At 73.0% G+C, this 23,857-nt stretch carries 19 protein-coding genes; 10 read left to right on the plus strand and 9 right to left on the minus strand.

Features of this window, described 5'->3' with window-relative positions:
* Positions 1–285: 285 nt before the first annotated feature.
* The 8 genes from ADK52_RS24165 (at position 286) to ADK52_RS24200 (ending at position 9,028) form a co-directional block, all read left to right on the plus strand.
* A complete protein-coding gene (locus tag ADK52_RS24165; RefSeq protein ID WP_053691939.1) occupies positions 286–1,464 on the plus strand; it encodes a hypothetical protein in 1,179 nt (392 codons plus the stop codon).
* The gene (locus ADK52_RS24170) at positions 1,461–2,282 is read left to right on the plus strand and encodes a WecB/TagA/CpsF family glycosyltransferase (RefSeq protein ID WP_053691940.1); all 822 of its coding nucleotides are present in this window, start codon (positions 1,461–1,463) and stop codon (positions 2,280–2,282) included. Before ADK52_RS24165 ends, ADK52_RS24170 begins: the two co-directional genes overlap by 4 nt.
* Positions 2,282–3,538, plus strand: coding sequence for a nucleotide sugar dehydrogenase (locus ADK52_RS24175; RefSeq protein WP_053691941.1), 1,257 nt, complete (start codon positions 2,282–2,284; stop codon positions 3,536–3,538). Before ADK52_RS24170 ends, ADK52_RS24175 begins: the two co-directional genes overlap by 1 nt.
* Positions 3,539–3,542: 4 nt before the next feature.
* On the plus strand, positions 3,543–4,652 hold the full coding sequence (gene wecB, locus ADK52_RS24180; protein WP_053691942.1) for a non-hydrolyzing UDP-N-acetylglucosamine 2-epimerase: 1,110 nt from the start codon (positions 3,543–3,545) through the stop codon (positions 4,650–4,652).
* A gap of 179 nt (positions 4,653–4,831) precedes the next feature.
* A complete protein-coding gene (locus tag ADK52_RS24185; protein ID WP_234344203.1) occupies positions 4,832–5,572 on the plus strand; it encodes a chain length determinant protein in 741 nt (246 codons plus the stop codon).
* A complete protein-coding gene (locus tag ADK52_RS24190; protein ID WP_053691943.1) occupies positions 5,569–7,074 on the plus strand; it encodes an oligosaccharide flippase family protein in 1,506 nt (501 codons plus the stop codon). The genes ADK52_RS24185 and ADK52_RS24190 overlap by 4 nt, the downstream gene beginning before the upstream one ends.
* 5 nt (positions 7,075–7,079) lie before the next feature.
* Complete coding sequence (locus ADK52_RS24195; protein ID WP_053691979.1) at positions 7,080–8,198, plus strand: hypothetical protein; 1,119 nt, start codon at positions 7,080–7,082, stop codon at positions 8,196–8,198.
* 23 nt (positions 8,199–8,221) lie between these two features.
* Entirely contained in the window at positions 8,222–9,028 is an 807-nt protein-coding gene (locus ADK52_RS24200; RefSeq protein WP_053691944.1) for a glycosyltransferase family 2 protein, read from the plus strand.
* 13 nt (positions 9,029–9,041) lie between these two features.
* Here the strand turns inward: ADK52_RS24200 and ADK52_RS24205 are convergent, their stop codons facing one another.
* On the minus strand, positions 9,042–10,004 hold the full coding sequence (locus ADK52_RS24205; protein WP_053691945.1) for a glycosyltransferase: 963 nt from the start codon (positions 10,002–10,004) through the stop codon (positions 9,042–9,044).
* Entirely contained in the window at positions 9,956–11,974 is a 2,019-nt protein-coding gene (locus tag ADK52_RS24210) for an O-antigen ligase family protein (protein WP_053691946.1), read from the minus strand. The genes ADK52_RS24205 and ADK52_RS24210 overlap by 49 nt, the downstream gene beginning before the upstream one ends.
* A gap of 80 nt (positions 11,975–12,054) precedes the next feature.
* Here ADK52_RS24210 and ADK52_RS24215 point away from each other — a divergent pair, with 80 nt between their 5' ends.
* Positions 12,055–12,750 (plus strand): hypothetical protein, encoded by a 696-nt coding sequence (locus tag ADK52_RS24215; protein WP_199828544.1) that lies wholly within the window; start codon positions 12,055–12,057, stop codon positions 12,748–12,750.
* A gap of 14 nt (positions 12,751–12,764) precedes the next feature.
* On the opposite strand, the gene ADK52_RS24220 is transcribed toward ADK52_RS24215, so the two are convergent.
* From ADK52_RS24220 to ADK52_RS24250, 7 genes are all read right to left on the minus strand, one after another.
* Complete coding sequence (locus ADK52_RS24220) at positions 12,765–13,811, minus strand: glycosyltransferase (protein WP_053691947.1); 1,047 nt, start codon at positions 13,809–13,811, stop codon at positions 12,765–12,767.
* On the minus strand, positions 13,808–17,107 hold the full coding sequence (locus tag ADK52_RS24225; RefSeq protein ID WP_053691948.1) for a DUF4082 domain-containing protein: 3,300 nt from the start codon (positions 17,105–17,107) through the stop codon (positions 13,808–13,810). Before ADK52_RS24225 ends, ADK52_RS24220 begins: the two co-directional genes overlap by 4 nt.
* 38 nt (positions 17,108–17,145) lie before the next feature.
* Positions 17,146–18,261, minus strand: coding sequence for a DegT/DnrJ/EryC1/StrS family aminotransferase (locus ADK52_RS24230; RefSeq protein ID WP_053691949.1), 1,116 nt, complete (start codon positions 18,259–18,261; stop codon positions 17,146–17,148).
* Positions 18,258–19,160: a NeuD/PglB/VioB family sugar acetyltransferase gene (locus ADK52_RS24235; RefSeq protein WP_078988559.1), complete on the minus strand. Its 903-nt coding sequence runs from the start codon at positions 19,158–19,160 to the stop codon at positions 18,258–18,260. Before ADK52_RS24235 ends, ADK52_RS24230 begins: the two co-directional genes overlap by 4 nt.
* Positions 19,157–20,314 (minus strand): DegT/DnrJ/EryC1/StrS family aminotransferase, encoded by a 1,158-nt coding sequence (locus ADK52_RS24240; RefSeq protein WP_053691980.1) that lies wholly within the window; start codon positions 20,312–20,314, stop codon positions 19,157–19,159. Before ADK52_RS24240 ends, ADK52_RS24235 begins: the two co-directional genes overlap by 4 nt.
* Positions 20,311–21,318 (minus strand): SDR family NAD(P)-dependent oxidoreductase, encoded by a 1,008-nt coding sequence (locus ADK52_RS24245; RefSeq protein ID WP_053691950.1) that lies wholly within the window; start codon positions 21,316–21,318, stop codon positions 20,311–20,313. The genes ADK52_RS24240 and ADK52_RS24245 overlap by 4 nt, the downstream gene beginning before the upstream one ends.
* A 116-nt stretch (positions 21,319–21,434) precedes the next feature.
* Entirely contained in the window at positions 21,435–22,559 is a 1,125-nt protein-coding gene (locus tag ADK52_RS24250; RefSeq protein WP_234344205.1) for a Gfo/Idh/MocA family protein, read from the minus strand.
* Positions 22,560–22,975: 416 nt separating this feature from the next.
* On the opposite strand from ADK52_RS24250, the gene ADK52_RS24255 reads away from it, so the two are divergent.
* Positions 22,976–23,851, plus strand: coding sequence for a glycosyltransferase (locus tag ADK52_RS24255; protein ID WP_053691951.1), 876 nt, complete (start codon positions 22,976–22,978; stop codon positions 23,849–23,851).
* The last annotated feature ends 6 nt before the right edge of the window (positions 23,852–23,857 follow it).

The following is a 23,857-nucleotide window of genomic DNA, read 5'->3' on the forward strand; positions in this document are numbered from 1 at the left end:
ACCAAGTGACGACGGACGGCGCGCAACGCGCCCGCCCGGCGCTGCCGTTCGCGCGTGCTCCGGTCCGGGGCATCGCTGGGGGGATCCAGTGGGCGGCCCCGGACGGTTCGTGCCATCGGGGGGAACCACACCGCCGGCACGTGCGCCGTCATGCGCGATTCCCTCCGCCGAACGACGACCGCCGGGTCTGTCCGAGGAGCGATCAGAGGGGGTAGGTGTGTTGGAGCCGTACAGCTCGGACATACGAAGTGCGCGCAGCACACGGGAAGCCGGGGTGGGGACCCGGTGACCGAGACACGAGCAGCACGATTAGGAGCACTGGCCCACGAGGACCCGTCGCTGCACGCGCTCGCCGAGCGGCTGCTCGCGCTGGCCGAGGCGGGACTGCCCGAGATGTACCTGCCGGGCGCCGACACCTTCGTGTTCACCCGGGTGGGCAAGGTCACCTCCGACGGCGTCCGCCGCATGGAGGCTCGCGGGACCAGCACCCGGTACGCGGCCATCACCGCGCTGGGGGCACGGTTCCTGCCCGAGGACCGGCAGCGCGCCCTGTTCGGCGGACACAGCGTCGAGGAGTACGCGGGTCTGCTGGTGGAACGGCTGCCGGCGGTGACGAACCTCGGCGACGCGGCGCTCATCGCCTGGGCGGCCGCCGAGACCGGCCACCCCAAGCTGGCGGACGCCCTCGCGCGGGTGGCCGTACTGGACGTCCCCGGACGTCCGCAGTACACGGTCGAGGCGGCCTGGGTGCTCTCCGCCCTCGCCGCGGCCCGCGGCGCGGCGGACGTGGAGGACCGGCTGGCGGTCGCCCGCGACCGGCTGCTGGCGGCCAGGGAGCCCGGCGCTCCGCTGTTCCCGCACGCCACCGGTCCGGGGCTGGTCCCCGGATACCGCTCGCACGTGGCCTGCTTCGCCGACCAGACCTATCCGCTCCAGGCGCTGGCCCGGCTGCACGCGAGCGGCCCGGACCCGGAGGCCCTCGCGGCCGCCGACGCCTGCGCCGCCCGGATCTGCGAGCTCCAGGGGGACGGCGGACAGTGGTGGTGGCACTACGACGCCCGCACGGGCGGCGTGGTGGAGGGCTACCCCGTCTACAGCGTGCACCAGCACGCCATGGCGCCGACCGCCCTGTTCGACCTCGCCGAGGCGGGCGGCACCGACTTCGGCGCCGCCATCCGCCGGGGGCTGCGCTGGATGACGGACGTGCCCGAGATCAGCGGGCCCGACGGCACCCCGCGCGAGCCCATGATCGTCGAGAAGTACGGGGTCACCTGGCGCAAGGTCTACCGCGGGGACCCCGCCAAGGCCGTCCGCGCCGCCCGCGGGCTCACCACCAAGGTGGCCCCGCAAGCCCGGCTGACCCCGCTCGACCGGGTCTTCCGCCCCGACGTGATCGACCGCGAGTGCAGGCCGTACGAGTTCGGCTGGCTGCTCCACGCCTGGCTCGGGGGGCTGGAGAGATGACCCGACGGCAGAACCCCCAGGGCCGGCCGTCCCGGCACACCCTGTTCGGGGTCACGCTCGACGCCCTGACCATGGACGAGACCGTGCAGCGCTGCCTCGACGCGGTGCGGCACGGCGAACAGATCGAGATCGGCATGGTCAACGCCGCCAAGCTGGTCAACATGCGGCGCGACCCCCGCCTCGCGGCGGCGGTCTCCGGCTGCGACCTGGTCCTGGCCGACGGCCAGGCCGTGGTGTGGGCCGGCCGTGTCCTCGGCGTCCGGCTGCCCGAACGGGTCGCGGGAATCGACCTGTTCATGCGGCTGCTGGCCGCCGCCGAGACCGCCGGCGTACCCGTCTACCTGCTCGGCGCCCGGCAGGACGTACTGGAGCTGATGCTCGGCCGGATCGCGGAGCGCTTCCCGGCGCTGCGCGTGGCCGGCAGCCGCAACGGCTACTTCGACGACGCCGACCAGCCGGCCGTCGCCGACGCCGTCGCGGAGAGCGGGGCCCGGCTGCTCTTCCTCGGCATGACCTCGCCCAAGAAGGAGATCTTCACCGCCGGCTACGGCGAACGCACCGGCGCCCGCGTCGTGCACGGCGTCGGCGGCTCGTTCGACATCCTCGCCGGCGTCACCAAGCGGGCCCCCGTGGTCTGGCAGCGCATGGGCCTCGAATGGTTCTACCGCGCCCTCCAGGAGCCGCGCCGCCTCGGCAAGCGCTACCTCACCACCAACACCGCCTTCCTCCTCATGACGGTCCGCGAGCTCATCCGCCGCACGCCGTCCGCACTGCCGCCCGCCACATCGTCTGCCGGTTCCGCGAACAGGAGTCACTGATGCGCGTCGTCGTCGTGGGACAGGGATACGTCGGCCTCCCGCTGGCCATCAGGGCCGCCGAGGTCGGACACCAAGTGATCGGGTACGACGTGGACGCCCGGCGGGTCAAGAGCCTCGCCGCCGGCGAGTCGTACGTGGAGGACGTCTCCTCCGAACGGCTGACCCGGGCGCTGGAGCGCGGCGCGTACCAGCCCAGTGAACTCGCGCGCGACTGCGGCGGCTTCGACGTCGCGGTCGTCACCGTCCCGACCCCGTTACAGGACGGTGCCCCCGACCTGCGGTACATCGAGGAGTCGGCGCACACGCTGGCCCGCTTCCTGCGGCCCGGCGCGACCGTGATCCTCGAATCCACCACCTACCCGGGCACCACCGAGGAGCTGTTCGGCCCGATCCTGGAGGACGGTTCGGGCCTCACCGCCGGCGCCGACTTCCACCTCGGCTACAGCCCCGAGCGCATCGACCCCGGCAACACCGTCTGGGGCTTCCAGCAGACGCCCAAGGTCGTCTCGGGCGTGGACGCCCGCTCGCTCAAGGCCGTCGAGACCTTCTACGCCGACCTCGTCGACAAGACGGTGCCGGTGAGCTCGCCCAAGGAGGCCGAGCTGGCGAAGCTGCTGGAGAACACCTTCCGGCACGTCAACATCGCCCTGGTCAACGAGATAGCCATGTTCGCCCGCCACCTCGACATCGACGTGTGGCAGGCCATCGAGGCGGCGTCCAGCAAGCCGTTCGGCTTCATGAAGTTCACCCCGGGCCCCGGGGTCGGCGGCCACTGCCTGCCGATCGACCCGTCGTACCTGTCCTGGCGGGTCCAGCGCGAGCTCGGCCAGAGCTTCCGCTTCGTCGAGCTGGCCAACGACATCAACAGCCACATGCCCGAGTACGTGGCGCGCCGCGTCATGGACGCGCTCAACACCAAGCGCCGCTCCGTCAACGGCTCGAAGATCCTGCTGCTGGGGCTGGCGTACAAGAAGAACACCGGAGACGCCCGCGAATCGCCCGCGGTGCGCATCTCCCAGCTGCTCCTGGACATGGGTGCCAAGGTGCGCGCGGCCGACCCCCACGTGGTGGAGGGCCTCAAGGTCGACTCCCGCCTCGTACGGGTGGAGCCGACCCGCAAGGAGCTGGCCGCGGCCGACGTGGTCGTCCTGCTCACCGACCACGATTCCTTCGACTACGCGATGGTGACCGAGCACGCCTCGTTCGTACTCGACTGCCGCAACCGGCTCTCCGGACCCACCGTGGAGGTGCTCTGACACCATGCCCAGGATCATCTGCGTGGCCGGAGCACGGCCCAACTACATGAAGATCAAACCGGTGATGGACGCACTGGAGCGCCGCGGCGCCGAAGTGGTCCTCGTCCACACCGGCCAGCACTACGACGAGTCCATGAACGACGTCTTCTTCCGCGACCTGGGCATCCGCCCGCCCGACCGGTACCTGGGCGCCGGGTCCGGTACGCACGCCCAGCAGACCGGCAGGGTGATGGCGGCCTTCGAGCCACTGCTGGACGAACTGGCCCCGGACGCCGTGGTGGTGGTCGGGGACATCAACTCCACGCTGGCTTGCGCCCTGGTCACCGCGAAGGCCGGCCCGCTGCTCGCCCACGTGGAGGCGGGTCTGCGCAGCCGGGACTGGAGCATGCCGGAGGAGGTCAACCGGGTCGCCACCGACCGCGTCAGCGACTACCTGCTCGCTCCCTCCCCCGACGCGGCCGCGAACCTGCGGGCGGAGGGGTACCGGGAGGACCAGATCCACGTCGTCGGCAACGTCATGATCGACACCCTGCTCGCCAACCTGGACCGGGCCAGGGCCTCGGACGTCCTGGACCGCTACGGGCTCACCCGGGGCGGGTACGGACTGCTCACCCTGCACCGGCCGGCCAACGTGGACGATCCCGCGGCCCTGCGCGGTCTGCTGAAGGCACTGGGCGAGGTCGCCGACCGCTGCCCGCTGCTGCTGCCCGTGCACCCGCGGGCGGCCGAGCGGCTGGCCGAGATCGGAGTCCCGGGCGGGATCCGGATGGTCCCGGCCGCCGGATACCTGGACTTCATCGCGCTCCAGGACGCAGCCCGGGTGGTGCTGACCGACTCGGGCGGTGTCCAGGAGGAGACCACCGCCCTCGGCGTGCCCTGCGTGACGCTGCGGGAGAACACCGAACGGCCGATCACCGTCGAGGAGGGCACCAACGTACTGGCGGGCACCGACCCGGAGCGCATCACGGCCACGGTGAACCGGGTGCTCGACGATCCGCCCGCGCCGCGCTGCCCCGGGCTCTGGGACGGCCGCGCGAGCGAGCGCATCGCGCAGGTCCTGCTGGTGGGCGGGACGGCGGGGACGCGGCCGCGGCCCACCGATCTCGCCCCGTAGGACGGGCGGGGGCGACCGGCGACCCGCGACCGGCGACCGGCGACCGGCGACCGGCGGGACCGCACCACCGCGAAGAACACCGCACCACCGGAACAACCCAAGAAGAGCAAGAACCGTCATCGCACATGAAGAGAGCGGCGGCGCGTGGACGACACGACGCCGCCGCGAGGGGGAAGACCATGGATCTCGCGGAGATCTGGCGGGTCATGCGCAGGCGCTGGTACGTGCTGCTGCCCGGACTGCTGCTCACGGCCGCGCTCATCGCGGGCGTGTACGTGCTCGTCCCGGTGGAGTACCGGTCGCAGAGCACGGTGACGCTGCTGAACTCGAAGAAGGCCACGGTGGCCTTCGACGGCAACCCCTTCCTGAGCACCCAGGCCTCGCTCACCGGCATGGCCGACGGCCTGGCCCGCAACCTCAACTCCGACGACTCCCGGGCCGACCTCAAGACCCGGGGCGTCACCGGGACGTACGAGGCGAAGATCGCCGACAACGCGCAGGGGCCCTTCATGTGGCTGAGCGTCACCGGAACCGATCCGGCCGCCGTCCTCAAGTCGGACCAGGTCTTCACCGCCTACGCCGAGAAGCGGCTCCAGGAGTTCCAGACCCAGCAGTCGGTGACGCCCGAGGCCATGATCCGCATGGCCACGATCGTCCCGCCCCAGAAGCCGGAGGCGCAGACCAAGACCCGGCTCCAGTACCTGATCATGGCGGGGGCGCTGGGCTTCGTACTGAGCCTGGTGGCCACCTTCTTCGTCGAGGCGCGGCGCCGCAGGTCGGACAAGCCGGGCCGGCACCGGCCCGCGCCGGCCGAGACCGCCCCCGCCGGGGACTCCGGGCCGGCGGCGGAGCCCGGCGCCGCCGACTCCGGAGCCGGCGCCTCCCGTACCGCCCGGACGTCCGCCGGAGCCTCGCCGTGAGCGGGACCGGGGCCGGGACCGGGACGGACGCCGGTGTCCGGGCCGCTCCGTCCGAGGCGCCCTCGCTGGGGCGCAAGGTCGGCTCCGCCGCCCGGTGGAGCCTGGTCAACACCGTGGTCATGCGCCTCGGCAACTTCGTCACCGGCATCATCCTCGCCCGCTTCTTCCTCGGCCCCGAGGCCTGGGGCGTGTACGGGATCGCCCAGACGGTGCTGCTGGTGCTGCTCTCCGCGAACGAGCTCGGCGTCTCCCTCGCCCTCGTGCGCTGGGAGGGCGACCCGCGCCGCTTCGCCCCGACCGTGCTCACCCTGAGCGCCACCTCCAGCTGCCTGCTGTACGCCGTCCTGTTCGCGGCGGCTCCCGCCGTGGCCCGGGTGCTCGGCTCGCCCGAGGCCTCCGGGATCCTGCGGGTGATGTGCGTGTGCGTGGTCCTGGACGGTCTGTCGCAGGTGCCCGCCGGGTTCCTCACGCGGGAGTTCGCGCAGGGCAAGCGGATGGCCATCGACGGCGTCAACTTCGTCCTCAGCACCGGTGTGACCCTGCTGCTGGCCGTCCAGGGGTGGGGCGCCATGAGCTTCGCCTGGGGCTCCGTGGCCGGCAACGCCGCCGCCCTCCTCGGCTGCTGCCTCGCCGCGCCCGGCACCCTGAGGTTCGGCTGGGACCGGGAGCAGGCGAAGGCGCTGCTCCGCTTCGGGCTCCCGCTCGCCGGGGCCAGCATGCTCGCCCTCGGCGTCGTCAACGTCGACACCATGGTGGTGGGTTCGGCCCTGGACCAGCTGGCCCTCGGCTTCTACGTGCTCGCCTTCAACATCTCCGGCTGGCCCGTGCGGATCATCTCCGAGGCCGCCCGCCGCGTCTCCTTCGCCGGGTTCTCCCGGCTGGCCGATGCGCCGGGGGCGCTGGCCGGCGGCTTCGGCCGCGCCCTGGGCGTCGTGATGACGGGCACCGTCCCGCTGTGCGTGCTGCTGGCCGCGCTGGCCGCTCCGATCGTGGGGCTCGTCTACGGAGACCGCTGGCTGCCCGCGGCCGCCGCGCTGCCCTGGCTGATGGCGCTCGGCCTGGTCCGGATCGGCTGCGAGCTGGCGTACGACTGCCTGGTGGCCATCGGCCGGCGCCGCTCCCTCATCGGAGTGCAGGGACTGTGGCTCGCCGTCCTCGTCCCGGCCCTGGTGATCGGCGCCGGCGCGGGCGGGATCGTGGGGGTGGCCCAAGGACACGTCCTGGTGGCCTGCGCCGTCGTGGTACCGGTGTTCCTCTACGCGCTGCACCGCGGCGGCGTGACCTTGCGGACCGTGGCACGGGCCTGCGCCTGGCCGTTCCTCGGGGGCGCCGTGATGGCCGCGGTGGTCCTCGGCCTGGAGCGGGTCCTGGGCGATGGTGTCCTCGCGCTCCTCGCGACCGGAGCCGCGGGCACCCTCTGCTACGTCGTGTGCGTGCTGCCGAGCCGCGGGTTCCTGCGCGGCTCCGCGCCGGCCGGTACGACCGCGGCGGCGGGGGCGTAGCCGCCGTGGCACGCGACCGGAGGCGCCTGACGGCCTGGCTGCTGGCCGGGCTCGTACTGGTCGTCGTACTGGCGCTGTACGACGCCGACCGGACCGGGGTCGGCGAGCCCTCGGCCGGGCCCTGCCCCGACAGCGCCCTCCAGTGCCCCGGCGGCACTCCCCCGCCCGGGCCCACACCGTCCGCCTCGCCCTCCGCGGACCCCTCCGCGGATCCCTCCGCATCGGGCGGTCCAAGTCCATCCGCCAGTACGCCTCCGGGCTCGGCCACGCCCTCCCCGGGGACGAGCCCGGGCCCCGGGGGCCCCTGCTCCTCGCCCGGCGCCTGCGGATTCCCCGACGCCCGCACCACCGGTCCGCGGATCGCGCTGGAGCGGCACGACACGGGCGACATGTCCGTGAAGACCGACGGCATGGTCATCAAGGGCTGGGACATCCGCGGTTCCCTGGACGTCTACGCCAACGACGTCACCGTCATCGACAGCCGGATCACCTCCACGAACTGGTGGGGGATCAACCTCCGCCCCGGCTTCGGCGGCCTGCGCGTCCTGCACACCACCATCACCGCCGTACCGGGCAAGGGCCCCGACAACGGCGGCGTCGACTACGCGGTCTCCAACATGGGCGGCAGCCCGATCGAGGTCGGCTGGTGCGACATCTCCGTGTTCGGCAACGCCCTCTCGATGGGCCAGGGCGAGATCCACGACAACTACGTGCACGACATCGTCCCCTTCCGCAACCAGGGTGGCGAGTGGCAGCACACCGACGCCGTCATCAGCGGCGGCGGCAACAAGGGCCGCCTCACCGTCCGTCACAACACCCTCCTGAACCCCGTCCCCGTGCACCAGGGCGCCAGCGCCGCGATCGGGCTCTTCGCGGACACCGGCAACGTCTCCTCCGTGGTCGTGGACGGCAACTGGCTGGCCGGCGGGGCGTACGCGCTGTACGGCGGCGGGCCCGGCGCGACCGGCATCCAGGTGACGGACAACGTGTTCTCCGCCCAGTACCACGCGAACGCCGGCGCCTACGGGCTGGTCGCCGCCTGGAACGCGGGCGGCGCCGGGAACGTGTGGCGCGGCAACCGTACGGCCGACGGCCGGCCCGTCGTCCCCGAGCCATCCCCCTGACGCTCGAAATCGAGAGGACCATCATGCGCCGCATCGCCCGGGCCCCCTGGGAACTGCTCAAGCGGGCCTTCGGCTGGCTGGTGCTCTTCGAGGCCAGGAACAAGGTCCTGCTCGCCCCCTCCGCCGTGCGGTTGCGGTTCTTCGAGGACGCCGAGACCGCCCGGCTCGCTGCCGTCCTGGGCAGCCCGCCGAGCGCCCTGGTGGCCACCGTGATCGCCACCCACCGGCGTCCCGAGGCACTGCGCGCGGCGGTCCGCTCGGCTCTCGGGCAGAGCGTCGCCGATCAGGTGGTCATCGTGGTCGACGACGGCGCCGGTCTGCCCGAACTGCCGCATGACCCGCGGCTGTTCGCGGTGTCGCTGGCGCGCAACACGGCCACGGCCGGAGTCGTGCGCAACGTGGGGATACGGCTGACCCGCTCGCGGTACGTGGCCTTCCTGGACGACGACAACCTGTGGGAGCCCGACCACCTGGAGCAGGCCCTCGCGGTGCTGGAGCCGCCCGGCGGCCCCGCGGCGGTGTACACCGCGCTGCGGCGGGTGCTGCCCGACGGCTCCGAACGGGACGTGCTGTCGGTGCCGTTCGACCGCCACCGGGCCGCGCACGAGGCGTTCCTCGACACGAACGCCTTCGTGGCGCGCCGCACCCGGTCCCTGTACTTCAGCCGGCTGCGGCGTACGCCCGAGGTGCTGCCGCGCGAGGACTGGGAGCTCGTACGCCGCTACGCGCGCCGCCACGAGGTCCGGCACGTGCCCCGGCCCACGGTCCGCTACCTGGTCAACCCGGAGAGCTTCTACACCGCCTGGGACGGGCAGACGCCCACCGGGTGACCCGGTTTCCGGTTCAGGGGCCGGGCGTGGCGCGCAGCGCGGACGGGCTGACCAGGGCCCGCGCGGCCGCCAGGCTCGCGGGCCGGCCGAGCGCGGCCCGGGTGGTCTCCCGCAGCAGTACGGCCCCGCGGAAAGCGGCGGTCGCCGCCGCTCCGTGCCGACGGCCGTACAGCCGTACCCGGTTGAGGGTGAGCAAGGTCCACAGGCGGGGCGAGACCTGCGAGTCCCCGCCGAGGTGGACGGCGCGGGCGCCGGGTTCGAGACGGGTGGCGAAGCCGCGGTCCCCGGCCCGCAGGCAGTACTCGGTCTCCTCCGAGTACAGGAAGAAGGATTCGTCCCAGGCGCCGCAAGCGTCCAGGCAGTCCCGGGAGAGGGCCATGAGCGCGCCGGTCGCCCAGTCCGCGACGGTCGGCCGCTCGTACGCGGCCCGGTCGGTGACCAGCTCGCTCCAGCGCGGGAAGCGCCCGGCCCGGCGGTTGCCGATCACCGCCTCCCCCAGGGCCCGGGTGACGCGCGATTCGCGGCGCAGCGAGTGCTGGAGGGTGCCGTCCTCCTCGTGGAGCAGCGGGACGCTGATCCCGACGCGGCGGCCGCCGGACAGGGGTGCGTCGAGGGCGTCGACGAGGAGTCCGGCGCAGCCCCGCCGCATCCGGATGTCCGGATTGCACACGAGGGCGGCGCGGAAGCCGCCCTCCCACGCGGCGGCGGCCTCCAGGGCGGCGTTCACCCCGGCCGCGTACCCGGCGTTGCGGCCGGTCTGGACGACCGTCGCCTCCGGTGCCAGTGAGCGGACCACGTCGACGGTGTCGTCGGCGGAGTCGTTGTCGGCGACGACCAGGCGCCAGTCGAGCCCGGCCATGCCGTCGGGCAGGGAGGCGAGGAACTCGGGCAGCACCCGGGCGCTGTTCCAGGTGACGACGAGGACGGCTACGGGACCGACGGTACGAGATCGGTCCGGGTGGCGGCGGGAGGGCATGCGGACTCCACGGTCGGGGGCTTCGGCGGCGCGCCGCGCCGGATGAAGCCGAGGTAACTGCCTCCGGCGGCGATCGTCAGGAAGAACATCCCGGCGAACATCGGGAAGCTGAGGGCGTCGAAGGTGGCGCTGCTGACGAGGGCGACGAGGGCGGAGGCGAAGAACGCCTGGCCGAGCTCCCGGTCGGACTCGTCGGCGGCGAGGCGGCGGATGGCACCGCCCTGGTGGATCCCGGTGAGGAACAGCGCCAGGAGGGCGAGCAGGCCGAGCAGGCCCATCTCCGCCAGGGTGAGCATGTACTGGTTGTCGGTGAAGAAGTAGAGGTCCGGCGTGAAGGTCCCGAGGCCTCGCCCGAACAGCGGGCGCTCCTCCACGTAGGGGACGATCGCGCTGTACTTGACGGTACGGGCCTGGGTGCTGCTGTCGGAGTTCGACAGGAAGGACCCGAAGAGCGTGGTGATGGTGCCGATCAGCCCGGGTACGGCGACCTTGAAGCAGGCAACGGAGCCGAGCAGCAGGCCGATCGCGGTCCAGCGGCGCTGCGGCTTCCAGCGCGGCACCATCACCAGGACCACGATGAGCACCCCGATGATGGAGGTTCGCGACACGGTCAGCGGCAGGGCCCCGCCCATGAGGGCCACCGGCCCCCAGCGCCGCCAGCGGCTGAGGTGGCCGCGGACCGGGTCGAAGGCCTGCTGGACGGCGAAGGGCAGCATCAGGGCGAGCATGCCGCCGAACTCCAGCGGCTGGGCGGTGGTGGAGCGCGGCCGGGTGAACGCCCCGCGGTCGAGCGTGGTGATCTGCGCGACGCTGGAGTGGAGCCCGGGGACGCTGATGTGTTCGGCGATGTTCGTGGCGGTGAAGAAGTCGTAGTAGCCGATGGCGGCGACCACCGAGCCCATCACCACGGCCCGGCGCAGCAGGACGTCGAGGCGGGCCCGGTCCTGGACGCCCGCGGAGACCAGCACCACGATCGACACCCAGACGAGCAGTCCGATCAGGCCGCGGTCCGCGCCGAGCACCTCCTTGTGGGTGCTGCCCCGGGTGGCGTTCGCGAGGTACGAGGCCAGGACGGAGACGGCCAGCAGCCACATCACGACCCGGGGCAGCCGGGTGCCCGCGGCCGGCCGGATCCGGCCGGTCAGCCAGGTCGCCAGGTACCAGAACAGGCCGAGGAGGGCGAACACGTTGGCCGGGGTGCCCACCCCGCCCATGCCCGGGAGGGTCAGGTTCGAGGGGATGAAGAAGGCCAGCCCCAGGTAGCCGCTGAGCAGCGCGGTGGCGTCCGGCTGCCGGCCCGGCAGCCTTCTGCGGACGCGTGCCTTGGGTGCGCCGGCCGCGGCGGCCGCCTCGCGCCTGCGGCGGCGGGCCACCAGCAGGGTCTCCGTCACGAAGGACAGCGTGAAGCCGGCGGTCACGCTCGCGATGACGACCCCCAGCACCTGCTGGTAGCGGCTCTTGAGCTGGGGCACCGGGGTCTGCGGCAGCACCACCGGGGCCGTCTGGACGAAGTACGCGGGCTGCACCTTGGCCGCCGCCTGGAGCGCGTTGAGCTGCTCGCCGGCGAAGGTGGTGAGCGTACTGGTCTCCTTGAGCACCTTCGCCCGGTCGGTGCCCGTGACGGTCAGCGTGAGCATCGGGCCCGAGGTGTTCGCGGCGAAGCCGACCGTGTACGGGTCGGTCACCCCGAGGCCGTGCAGGTCGCGCGCCGCGTCCGCCCCGGACAGGGTCCTGATCAGCACGTCGGCGGTGACGACCAGCGAACCGCCCGCGTTCGAGATGGGGTTGCCGAAGGCAGGGGCCAGTTCGGCCACCGCCGTGGAGTCGAGCAGCGCCACCGAGCTCTGCGACTGGTACGCCACGGGCACCGAGCGGTACAGGTGCAGGCCCGCGAGGAGTCCGATCACCGTCAGGGGCACCATCACGTACCAGCGGCGCCGCAGCACGGCGGCCATCTCACCGATGCTCACGAATGCCCCCTCGCGCCTGCCGGAACCGATGGCGGGTGAACCGGCGTCCTGGAAAGATCGAACGCGACGGAAGGAATCCTGTGTCGCCTGGTGAGTTGTTCCGCACGCTGCGCCGCCGCTGGTACGTCCTGGTCCTGGTGGCGGCGCTCGCGGCCGCCGGGGCCGTGCAGGTGCTCCGCCCCACCCAGACCTACGTGAGCTCGGCGATCGTCGTGCTCAAGCCGCCGGTCACCGGCAGCCAGCCCAATCAGCTCGCCAATCTCCAGCCGCCGCTGGCCGCCGTGTCGTACGCGGCGGTGCAGCGGCTGGAATCGCCCGCCGGGGCCGCCGAGTTGCGCGCCGCCGGGGTGGACGGAACCTACCGGCTGATGCCGCGCAACAGCGGCACCAGCGTCACCCCCCGCTATCTGATCCCCTCGCTCCAGGTACAGGCGGAACACACGGATCCCGCCGCCGCCAACCTGGCCGTGCTGAAGGTCGTCGAGGCCTACACGAAGCGCATCACGGCCATGCAGGCCGAGCAGCAGATCCCGGAGAAGGCGCGGATGAGCGTGACCCTCCTCGTGCCGCCGACCGCGGTGGCGCAGACGGGGACCAAGAGCCGCGCACTGGCCGGGACGGCCCTGCTGGCCGGGGTCTGCGGGGTGGCCGCCGCGCTGTGGAGCGATCGGCTCGTGACGCGCCGGAACCGGCGCCGGCGCGAGAGCGCCGACACCGGTCCGGGGGACGAGGGCGAAACCGGGAGCCGGGTCCTCGTGACCGCGGCGGCCCGCTGAGTACTGCTGGTTCATCAAATCCCTCGGCGTTTCCAGGACTGCCACCAGAGCCATTCGCGCCCCCGGTCGGCGACGGCCGAGAGCACCAGCGGCTGGAGGTACGGCATCGCGCGGGCCCCGATCCGCCGCCGCCTGCGCAGCGCCCGGTACTCGGGGAGCCCGGTGTACTGCGGCAGGCACTCGGCGGCGAACGCCTCCAGCTCCTCGACCGGCACCACCCCGGTGCGCCCGCGGTCGTACGCGCGGTAGGCGCGCCGCAGCGCGTACCGGGCGAGCCGGGTCCGCGCCAGGGCCGACAGCCGGCCGGCCTCCGGGAGCAGTCCGGCGCACTTGTCCAGGACCGAGTCGAAGGCGACGAGGCGCTGGCGCAGGTCGTCGAGCTGCCCGCCGAAGTCGGTGGTGGACATGTTGTTGCCGTGGACGCGGTAGAAGGCCTGGTCGGCCCCGCGGACGTAGCCCACGTCGGCGTGGGCCGCGAGCCGCATCCACATCTCGATGTCGCCGGCGTGCGGGAGCTGCGGGTCGTAGCCTCCGACCTTGCGCTGGAGGCTGGTACGGACGACCACCTCGGGCGACGTGATGCACCCGGTGCCCTCCCGGAACCGCCGCTCCAGCCACCACCGTCCGGGGTAGACCACCGAGCCGGTGCTCCGGGTGCGGGCCGCGGGAAGCGGTCCCCCGTGCCGGAACCGGAGCGGGCGGCCGTAGGCGAAGCCGGCCTCGGGGTGGGCGTCGAGCAGGGCCGCGGCGCGCACCAGGGCTCCGGGGACCAGCCGGTCGTCGGCCGAGAGCAGGGCGACGTAGTCCCCGTCGGCCCACTCCAGCAGGCCCTCGTTGTAGGTGGCGATGTGCCCCTGGTTGCGCTCGTGGACCCGGACCTCGATGCGCGGGTCGGCGGCGGCGAGGGCCCGTGCGACGTCCGCGGAGTCGTCGGGCGAGGCGTCGTCGATGATCAGTACCCGTACGTCGACGCCCGGCTGTTCGTCCAGGACGCTCTTGACGCAGTCGGCCAGGAAGTGGCCGTACTTGTAGCAGGGGATCACCACGCTGACGGTACTCACTGGCCGCTCACCTCCGTCGAGCCCTCCGCCGCGAGGCCGTTCGGCGCGGTGGTGGTGAAGACCGGGCCGACCCAGTAGTTCACCGAGCCGAAGGTGTTGGTGGGGAAGGCCGCCGAAGCGCCGTACTTGTAGAGGCCGTTGGCGCCGCCGCTGCCGTCGGCCGGGGCGACCAGAGGGTAGGAGCGGTGCGCGGCCGTGAAGTAGCCCCCGTCCACGGAGTACTTGCCGTTCGGCGCGTGGTAGGAGGCCACGTAGCCGGTGCCCGCGGTGATGGGCACCGGGGTGGTGAAGTGGAGCTGCTGCCAGCCGGACAGGGTCTCGCTGCCGAAGGTGCCGGTGGCGAGGAGGGTGCCGTCGGCCGACCACAGGCTGCCGGTGTGCGTGCCGGTGTTCCCGGGGCCCTTGTAGAAGGTGATGCCGGTGACGTAGCCGCCGACCGCGGACTGGAAGCGGGTGCCCAGCTCGACGGAGTTGGTGTCGTCGCCGACGTTGGCGGTGCTCGGCTCGGTGGTGGGTCCCCACAGGGTGCAGGGGCAGTTCACCGTGGGCGGGCTCGCGCTGGTGGTGAAGGTCCAGGTGACCGGCGCGGCCATGGTGTTGCCCCACAGGTCCGCGGCCTGTACCGAGGCCGTGTAGGTGGAGTTCAGCACCAGCTCGGTGGACGGGGTGAAGGTGGCGCTGTTGGAGGCGGTGAGGACCTTGCTGCCCGGGACGGTGGCGCCGCCCGGGTCCTTCAGGGTGAAGGAGAGGGTGTCGGAGTCGATGCCCTCGCTGAAGGTGGCTTTGACCGCGGAGGTGATCGCGGTGCCGGTCGCCGCGGACTGCGGGGTGATCGAGGTGACACTGGGCGGCGTCGTGCTCGCGGTGGAGGTGTCCAGGACCGCGTCGACCCAGTAGTTGCTGCCGGACGCGGCCGTGGACGGGAACCCGCCCGTGGCGCTGTAGCGGTAGACGCCGTTGCCCCCGTCACTGCCGCTGCGCAGCGCGGTCAGCGGGGCGAGCCCCGCGTCGGCGGAGGCGAAGGTGTTGTCGAAGGAGTATCCGCCGTGCGGGGCGAAGTAGGAGGCGATGTACGTGGTGTTGGCCTTGACCGGGACCGGCGAGGCGAAGTTCAGCTGCTGCCAGCCGGACGCCGTCTCGTTGGTGAAGGTGCCGGTGGCCAGGCGCTGGCCCGAGCTGCTCCACAGGCTGCCGGTGTGGGTGCCGGTGTTGGCCGGGGACTTGTAGAAGCGGACGCCCGTGATCGAGCCGGGCGCCGAGGAGCGGATCTTCACGCCGAGTTCGACGGCGCTGCCGTCACCGGCGTTGACGGTGCCCGGTACGGCCGCGGCCGGCCAGACGGTGCAGGGGCACTGCTGGGGTCCCACGGTCAGCGGCACGGTGGTGGTGGCACCGATGTTGACGCTGTCGTCCACCGCGCGGACCTTGATCTGGACGGGCCCCGGGGTGGTCGGGGTCCACTTGTAGGTCCAGGAGCCGACACCGGTGGCCGCCTTCCAGGTGGTGCCGCTGTCGGTGGAGACCTCCACGCGGGCCACCACGCCGCCGCCGCTGTCGGTGGCGGTGCCGGTGATGGTCACCGGGCGCAGTGCGGGCACGGTGGCGCCTGCCGCCGGGCTGGTGACGGTGATGGCCGGTCCCGTGGTGTCCGTGGACGCGCTCGCCGCGATGAGGTTGCTCTGCAGGGACTTGGGCTGGACGCCCATGTCGGCGAAGACGTTCACCGTGGCCTGCTGCATCCGCTTGTCCTCGGTGACCACCGTGTCGTCGGGGTTGCCCGTCGGCATGTTGGTCAGGCCCCAGGACCACTGCACGGTGCCCGCGCCGAACACCAGGGCGTTCGAGGTCGGGTCGCGGAAGGCGACCAGGCTGTGCGTCGCGGTGCCGTTCCCGTACGTGTTGCCGTAGTCGAGCCGGAGCTTGCCGTCGTTGATGTCGACCGTGGTGGAGGACATCGCGATCTGCCCGGGCGGCCGCGCCGCGTCCTCGACGTCGCTGTCCCATTCGTAGCCGAGCGTGCCGGCCGGGAAGGTGGCGGTCTGGGAGGGGGTCAGGCTCGCGACGGTGGTGCCCCGCCACAGCCGCATCTTGGCGAACGCGCCGGGCACGGTGATCGCGTCGCTGCGGTAGCCGTTCACACTGAACAGCGAGCCGGTCAGCTGGTTCTGCGGCTGGTACGGCCGTCCGTTCGTGGAGCTGGCCGGGTCCATGAAGGTGCCCGTCCAGATCCCGCTCGGGTCCGGGACGCCGTTGGGCTGGGGGAAGGAGAGCTTGGTCTCCTTGTAGCAGACCAGCGTCCGGTTGGCCGTGGCCGCGCCGTCGATGCTGGGCGCGAGCCGGGTCTTCCAGAAGACCTCGTTGCCGCTGAAGTACGTCTGGTGGACCCCGGCGCGGCGCGCGTTCAGCGCGTTGGTGAACTGGTCCTGGGTCCAGTACTCGTCGTGGCCCGAGGACATGAAGACCTTGTGGTTCTTGAGCTGCGTCGCGCCGCGCGTCGACATGTCGATGCCGGACATGTAGCTCACGTCGTACCCGTTGCGCTCCAGCCACGAGATCATCTGGTACTCGGACCCGTAGATCCCGTTCTCGCCGCCGATGTCCATCGGCCGGTTGTAGCTCACCTCGTACGCGCGGCCGTCGGGCGCCGGTCCGGCGCCGTCGTACAGGTCCTGGCCGCCGTAGTTGTTGTACGCCTGCCAGGTCTGGTCGCTGGTCTGCACGACGACGTCGGAGTGGCTGGAGTCGTTGCGGACGACGAACGGGTACGGCATCACCCCGTTGCCGTCCGCCTGGTCGAGGTTGGCGATGTACAGGCCGGACACGGCGTCGGCCGGTACGGTCCACGTCGCGGTCACGGGCCAGTTGCCGCAGTCGACCAGGCCGGTGGCCGCCTTGGTGGTGCAGCTGCGCGGGTTCCCGCCCGCGGGGAAGTTCGCCGGGTAGGTCTGGGCCGCCTGCGCCGCGGTCGACATCAGGCGGGCCCCGTCACCCCCGTAGTGGCCCAGCCGGTAGACCGACACCCGGTACGGGGTCGGCGACTGCACCTTGAACTGCACGGTCTCGCCCGCCTGGACGCTCATCTGGGCGCTGAAGCCCTTGATGTCCCCGTAGGCGCTGGGCGAGAACCAGTCGGACATCGGCGTGCCCGGCTTGGAGTTCTCGCACACGATGGCGTTGGTACCGGGACCGCAGGGGTCCGCCGCACCCGCCACCGAGGACGGGGGTAAGACCGTGGCCATCAGGGCGGCGACCACGGTGAAGAGGCCGTACCGGAGCAACCTTGTCCGTCTGTTCATCTGTACCTCTTTTTTGTGCGTCGGCGCGGCGCAGGGCGTCAGCGCAGCGCGTCGGTGAGCGCGTCCACGACCCGCTGCTGCTGGGCGGCGGTGATCTGCGGGAAGAGCGGGAGGGAGAGCATCCGGTCCGCGGCCAGCTCGGCGTGCGGGAAGTCCCCGCGGCCGTGGCCGAGATGGGCGAAGGCCGGGGTGAGGTGGACCGGTGCCGGGTAGTGCACGCCGGCGCCGATGCCCTCCGCGTTGAGCTTGCCGACGACCGCGTCGCGGTCGCCGCCGCTGACCCGGACGACGTACAGGTGCCACACGTGGACGTTGCCCTCCGCCGTGACCGGCAGGGTGACGCGTCCGGCGGCGGCCAGATCGGCCAGCAGCCCGTCGTAGCGGGCGGCGGCGGCGCGGCGGGCCGCGTTGCCGTCGGCGAGCCGGGCCAGCTTGGCCCGCAGCACCACGGCCTGGAGGCCGTCCAGCCGGCTGTTGAACCCGGCCACGTCGTGGCGGTACTTGGCGGTGCCGCCGTGGTTGGCCAGGGCCCGTACGAGGCCGGCCCGCTCCTCGTCGTCGGTCACCACCGCCCCCGCGTCGCCGTACGCGCCCAGGTTCTTGCCCGGGTAGAAGCTGGTGGCGGCGATTCCGCCGCTGCCGGGGGTACGGCCCTCTCGGCTGGCGCCCTGGCTCTGCGCGGCGTCCTCGACGACCTTGGCGTACGAGGGGAGGTGCGCGGCCAGCTCCGCCGCGGGGGCGCACTGCCCGTACAGGTGGACCGGGACCACGGCGCGGGTGGCCTTGCCGACCGCGTCCAGCGCGGCCTGCGGATCCATCAGCAGGGTGTCGGGGAGGCAGTCGACGAGCACCGGGCGGGCGCCGATCCGGGCGACGGCTCCGGCGGTGGCGATGAACGTGTTGGCGGGCAGCACCACCTCGTCGCCCACGCCCACCCCGCTCGCACGCAGGGCGAGTTCGAGCGCGTCGGTGCCGTTGGCCACGCCGACGCAGTGGCCGACCCCGGCGAAGTCGGCGTACTCGCGCTCGAAGGCGCGGACCTCCTCACCGCCGATGAAGGCGGTGTCGGCCAGCACCCGGTCGAATCCTGCGCGTATCTCCTGCGCGACCTCGGCGTGCGCCGCCTTCAGGTCCACGAGCGGTATCTGGTTCATCCGACTGTGCTCCCCATCCGTGTTTCCGGCCTCATGCGTGTCTCGGGCCCCATGCATGCCTCGGGCCCCGTCCGTGTCCCCGGCCCCCGGCCGGTGTCCTCGCCGTCGGCCCGCAGCTCGTCGAGCGCCGGGCCCCCCGCCTCGCGCAGCCGGCGGGCGGGGCTCCCGGCCCACACCTCTCCGGGCGGCACATCGGCCAGGACCGTGCTTCCCATACCGGTCAGCGACCAGGCGCCGACCGTGGTGTTCTCCCGTACGAGGGCGCCCGCACCCACGTACGCCCCGCGCCCCAGCCGGACCCCGCCGCCGAGGCGGACCCCCGAGGCGAGCGTGGCGAAGTCCCCGACCGTGTCGTCGTGGGTGAGGACCGTGTGCGGCATCACCGCCACGTGCGCCCCCACCCGTACGGCCGCGGTCAGCACGCAGTGCGCGAGCAGCACCGAGCCCGGGCCGAGCACCGAGGACGCCGAGACCGCGGCCGTGGGGTGGACCACGGTCGCGTACCGGCTCTCGGGCAGGGCCAGGCGCCGCACCAGGCGGGCCCGTACCGCGTAGTCGCGCGGACTGCCCACGCAGACCACGACGCGGGCGTCCCGGTACTGGTGCTCGTGCACCAGCTCTCCGGCCCCCAGCACCGGTACCCCGTCGACCTCCCGGCCGTGCAGGGCCGGATCGTCGTCGAGGTGCCCGGCGAGCCGCCACCGCGGGGCGCGGCCGCGCTCCCGGTCGGCGGCGGCCGCGGCGCGCACGGCCTGGGCGGTCTCGCGGGCGAATCCGCCCGCGCCGACGATCAGCAGGCTTTCCGTCGGCACGGTCCCGGTGGCCGGGCCGCCCGGGCTGTCCTGGGCGCCGGGTGCGTCCGGGCCGTCCGGGCCGTCCGGGCGGTCCGGGGCCGTCATCCGCCGGCCTGTTCGCGGAGCACCGCGACCACCCGGTCCTGCTGGTCCTGGGTCATGGTGTGGAACAGCGGCAGGATCAGCGAATCGCGGCTGATCCGCTCGGTCACCGGCAGCGGCGCCGCCCCGTGCCCGGCGTACGCCGGCTCCAGGTGCGAGGCCATGATCCCGCGCCGGGCCGAGATCCCGGCCTCGGCCAGCACCGCGAGCAGCTCGTCCCGGCCGACGGGGAACTCCCCGGTCAGCAGCACCCAGTACGACTGGAAGTTGCCCTCGCCGTGACCGGGGTCGCGGACCGGCCGCAGGCCCGGGATGCCGGCGAGCGACTTCCCGTACCGGGCCGCCAGTTCGCGGCGGCGGGCCACGATCTCGTCCAGCTTGCCGAGCTGCACCAGGCCGACCGCTGCCTGGATGTCGGTCATCCGGTAGTTGTAGCCGACCTCCAGATAGGCCTCGGCGATCGGCTTGCTGCTGGCGTGCCGCTGCGCCGCGGACACGTTCATGCCGTGCTCGCGCAGCCGACGCAGCCGCTCGGCCCACTCGGCGTCGTCCGTGGTCACCATGCCGCCCTCGCCGGTGGTGATCACCTTGCGCGGGTGGAAGGACCAGGCGGCGAGCAGGGCTCCGTGGCCGACCGACTTGCCGCCCACGGTCGCGCCGATGCCGCAGGCCGCGTCTTCCACCAGCGGGACGCCCCAGTCGGCACAGGCCGCGCGCAGGGCGTGCACGTCCGCGGGGACCCCGCCCTGGTGGACCGCGAGGACGGCCTTGGTGCGCGGGGTGCGTACGGCGTCCACGGTGTCGGGGGTCAGGTTCCCGGTGGCCTCCTCGACGTCCGCGAACACCGGGTGCGCGCCGACGTAGCGCACCGCGTTGGCGGTGGCGATGAAGGACAGCGAGGGGACGATCACCTCGTCGCCGGGGCCGAGGTCCAGCGCGATGAGCGCCAGGTGCAGGGCGGTGGTGCAGGAGCTGACGGCGATGCCGTGCTCGGCGCCCACCCGTTCGGCGAAGGCCCGCTCGAATGCGGCGACCCGCGGGCCCTGGGCGACCCAGCCGGAGAGCACCGCCTCGGCGGCGGCCCGCGCCTCCTCCTCGCCGAGCCAGGGGACCATGACGGGGATGCGGGCGGGGGCGGGGGTGGTCGCGGCGCTCATCGGCCGGTCTCCCCGGCCGCCGCCTGCGCGGCCGCGTCCGCCGCGCGCTCGGCCCGCCACCACTCCACCAGGTCCCGCAGCCCGCGGCGCATGTCGATCTCGGCGGTGAAGCCGAGCCGCCCCGAGGCCTGCGAGGTGTCCGCGAGACGCCGGGTGACCCCGTTCACGGCGCGGGCCGGACCGTGCTCCGGCACCATCCCCTGCGCGCCCATGGCCTCCAGCAGTCCGACGGCCAGGTCGCGCAGGCTGGTCTCGGAGCCGCTCGCCACGTTGAACACCTCGTCGGTCAGGTCCGATTCGGCGGCGAGCAGGTTGGCCCGCGCGATGTCGCGCACGTCGGCGAAGTCCATGGTCTGGGTGCCGTCGCCGAGGATCAGCGGCGGCTCGCCCGCGGTGATCCGCTCCATCCAGCGGATCAGCACCTCGGTGTACAGCCCGTGGATGTCCATCCGGGGCCCGTAGACGTTGAAGTAGCGCAGCGCGACGTAGTCCAGCCCGTACATGGCGTGGAAGCTGCGCAGCATCCCCTCGTTGAAGGCCTTCGCGGCCCCGTAGAAGGTGTCGTTGTTGTACGGGTGGTGGCGCTCGGTGGTCGGGAAGGTCTCCGCGAGCCCGTAGACGGATGCGGATGACGAGGCGACCACCTTGCCCACGCCGGCGGCCACCGCGGCCTCCAGCACGTTGAACGTGCCGTCGACCAGGACCTCGTTCGCCAGCCGCGGCTCCTCCGCGCACTGGGTGATCCGGATGGCGGCGAGGTGGAAGACCAGCTCGGCGCCCTCGGTCGCCTTGCGCACGGTCTCCCGGTCGCGGATGTCGCCCTCGACGACGTCCACCGCGCCGCTCTTGAGGGCGCGGGCCAGGTTGGCGGCACGCCCCCGTACGAAGTTGTCGAGCACGACGACCTCGCGCGCCCCGTTGTCCACCAGCAGGTCGACCACGTGCGAGCCGATCGTGCCCGCTCCGCCGGTGACCAGAATCCTCTTGCCTCGTACGCTGCTCAACGCCCTGCCCCTACTGAGTCGGTCATGGTGTTTCGTGCTGGTGCGCCCGGCGTCGCGGTGTGCGGGCCGGGCGAGGTGGTGCGCGTGGCGGCTCCGCCACGGGCCCACGCGGGGTGTCAGCGACCGGTGCGCAGTCCGACGACCGCGCCGCGGAACTCCAGGCTGCGGGAGGCGGCTTCGAGGATGTCGAGCACCTGGAGGCCCGCGCGGCCGTCGGTGAGCGCCGGCCGCCGGGTCCTGATCGCGGCGGCGAACTCCTCGACCATGCTGCGCAGGGCTTCCTTCTCACCGAGCGCGGGGGCCACCATGTCGCCGGTCCGGTAGGAGGCGAGCACCTCGCGGCGCTCGTCCGCGCCGATCTCCTGCGGTGTCGTCATGTCCACCCCGCGGTCGAAGACGGCGACGCGCTGCGTGGGGTTGAGGTCGTCCCAGACCAGGGTGCGCTTGGAGCCGCCGACCATCGTCGTGCGGACCTTCACCGGGGACAGCCAGTTGACGTGGACGTGGGCGATGGCCCCGGTGTTGAGCGTGAGCGTCAGATAGGCCACGCAGGACTGGCCGGCGCCGATCGGGTCGGCCCCGTGGGCGGCTACGGCGACGGGGTGGACGTTGTCCGGAAGGATGAAGTCGAGGACGGAGAGGTCGTGGGGGGCCAGGTCCCACAGGACGTCGACGTCCTTCTGGACGAGCCCCAGGTTGATCCTTACGGAGTCGAAGAACTGGATGTCGCCGAGTTCGCCGGAGCGGACCATGTCGCGGATGCGGGCCACCGCCGGGGTGTAGCAGTAGGTGTGGTCGCACATGAGGGTGAGGCCGCGTTCCTCGGCCTCGGTGACCAGGCGCAGACCGTCTTCGTACGTGGCGGCGAGGGGCTTCTCCACGAGGACGTGCTTGCCGGCGCGCAGGGCGGCCAGCGCGACGTCGAGGTGGGTGCCGGCCGGGGTGGCCACGGCGACGGCGTCGACGGCCGGGTCCGCCAGGACGGCCGCGTAGTCGGAGGTCGCCTGGACCGTGGAGTAGTGGCCGAGCACCTGACGCGCCCGGTCGACGTTCAGATCGCAGAGCCAGCGGAGCCGGAACCCCGGACTGGACTGGAAGTTGCGGACGAGATTGGGGCCCCAGTAACCGGCGCCGACGACGGCGACGCCTAACGGCTTGGCCGGCCACGCACCTGCGATCGATGCCTCGCGCCCCGCACCCTTCGCGGCGTCCCTCTCGGGTTCCTTCTCGGATTCCTTCACAGCGTTCACCTTTCCTTCCGCGCACGCCCGCGGGCGCAATCGACAACCCATGGCCGGGACGCGTGCGAAGGAAGGGGGTGCCGCCGACGGCCGGCGCCGGGGCGCGTGCGCGACCCGTGCGTGACGACCTGCCCAACGGTGATGGCCCCCCACGACCGATGCCCTACGTGTTGCGACGTACTTCCGCCCCCCGGCCTCCCGGCGCCCCTCGCACCGGTCCGGCCACGGGCAGGCGGCCTGTTCCCCCAAGCCGCCGCACCCGCATGTACCCCAACTGCCCTGCTCCCACTGGATTTCCGCGTCGCCGAAGCACGCCGAATCCGGTCGGCTGCGTTCAATCTAGACCACCGGGAGTACCCCCGGGGAGAGTTGGAGGAAACGGTCGGCTCGGGTGTTCGAGCGTGCATACTTCCGGGGTGACCAGCATCGTGATCCCGGCCCACAACGAGGGCCGGGTCATCGGCCGGCTCCTCGACGCGCTCCTGGCCGACGCCCCGGAACCGGGGCCCGACATCGTCGTGGTGTGCAACGGCTGTACGGACGACACCGCCGCGGTGGCGGGCGCGCGGGGGCCCCGCGTACGGGTGGTGGAGATACCGACTCCCTCCAAACACACGGCACTTCGGGTCGGCGACGAGCACGCGCGGGGTTTTCCGCGCCTGTACGTGGACGCCGACGTGGAGGTCGGGGCGGCCGACGTACGGGCGCTGACCGGCGCCCTCGCGGCCCGTCCGGACCTGCTCGCCGCGGCCCCCGGCCGGGACATCCCGCTCTCCGGGTGCGCCTGGCCGGTCCGTGCGTACTACCGGGTCTGGCAGCGGCTGCCGGCCGTCCGCGAGGGGCTGTTCGGGCGGGGCGTCATCGCGGTGACCGAACCGGGGCACGCCCGGATCGCCGACCTGCCCCCGCTGATGGCCGACGATCTGGCGGCGTCCCTCGCGTTCACGCCGCAGGAGCGGCGGGTGGTCGAGGCGGCCCGGGTCGTGGTCCATCCGCCGCGCACCTGGGGCGACTTGATCAGGCGGCGCGTCAGGGCGGCCACCTCCTCCGCCGAGCTGGAGCGCTTCCAGGCCTCGCAGGCGCCCGGGAGCCCGGAGGGGGCGCACGCGCCGTCCGCGCGCACCGGCACTGGGGATCTGCGCGCCCTGCTGCGGGCCCAGCCGAGCCTGCTTCCCGGGGTGGTGGTGTTCGTGGTGGCGGCACTCGCCGCCCGGCGGGGGGCCCGCAGGGCCATCCGGTCCGGGGACTTCTCGACCTGGCTGCGCGACGAGAGCAGCCGGCAGCGGGGCTGAGCGGCG

Source organism: Streptomyces sp. WM6372, from assembly GCF_001279655.1.
In the GTDB taxonomy this organism is placed as follows: domain Bacteria; phylum Actinomycetota; class Actinomycetes; order Streptomycetales; family Streptomycetaceae; genus Streptomyces.

Coding starts and splice junctions, on each gene's coding strand:
- ADK52_RS24170 (WP_053691940.1), top strand. CDS start 1,461: ATGACCCGACGGCAGAACCCCCAGGGCCGGCCGTCCCGGCACACCCTG.
- ADK52_RS24175 (WP_053691941.1), top strand. CDS start 2,282: ATGCGCGTCGTCGTCGTGGGACAGGGATACGTCGGCCTCCCGCTGGCC.
- wecB (WP_053691942.1), top strand. CDS start 3,543: ATGCCCAGGATCATCTGCGTGGCCGGAGCACGGCCCAACTACATGAAG.
- ADK52_RS24185 (WP_234344203.1), top strand. CDS start 4,832: ATGGATCTCGCGGAGATCTGGCGGGTCATGCGCAGGCGCTGGTACGTG.
- ADK52_RS24200 (WP_053691944.1), top strand. CDS start 8,222: ATGCGCCGCATCGCCCGGGCCCCCTGGGAACTGCTCAAGCGGGCCTTC.
- ADK52_RS24205 (WP_053691945.1), bottom strand. CDS start 10,004: ATGCCCTCCCGCCGCCACCCGGACCGATCTCGTACCGTCGGTCCCGTA.
- ADK52_RS24225 (WP_053691948.1), bottom strand. CDS start 17,107: ATGAACAGACGGACAAGGTTGCTCCGGTACGGCCTCTTCACCGTGGTC.
- ADK52_RS24230 (WP_053691949.1), bottom strand. CDS start 18,261: ATGAACCAGATACCGCTCGTGGACCTGAAGGCGGCGCACGCCGAGGTC.
- ADK52_RS24235 (WP_078988559.1), bottom strand. CDS start 19,160: ATGACGGCCCCGGACCGCCCGGACGGCCCGGACGGCCCGGACGCACCC.
- ADK52_RS24240 (WP_053691980.1), bottom strand. CDS start 20,314: ATGAGCGCCGCGACCACCCCCGCCCCCGCCCGCATCCCCGTCATGGTC.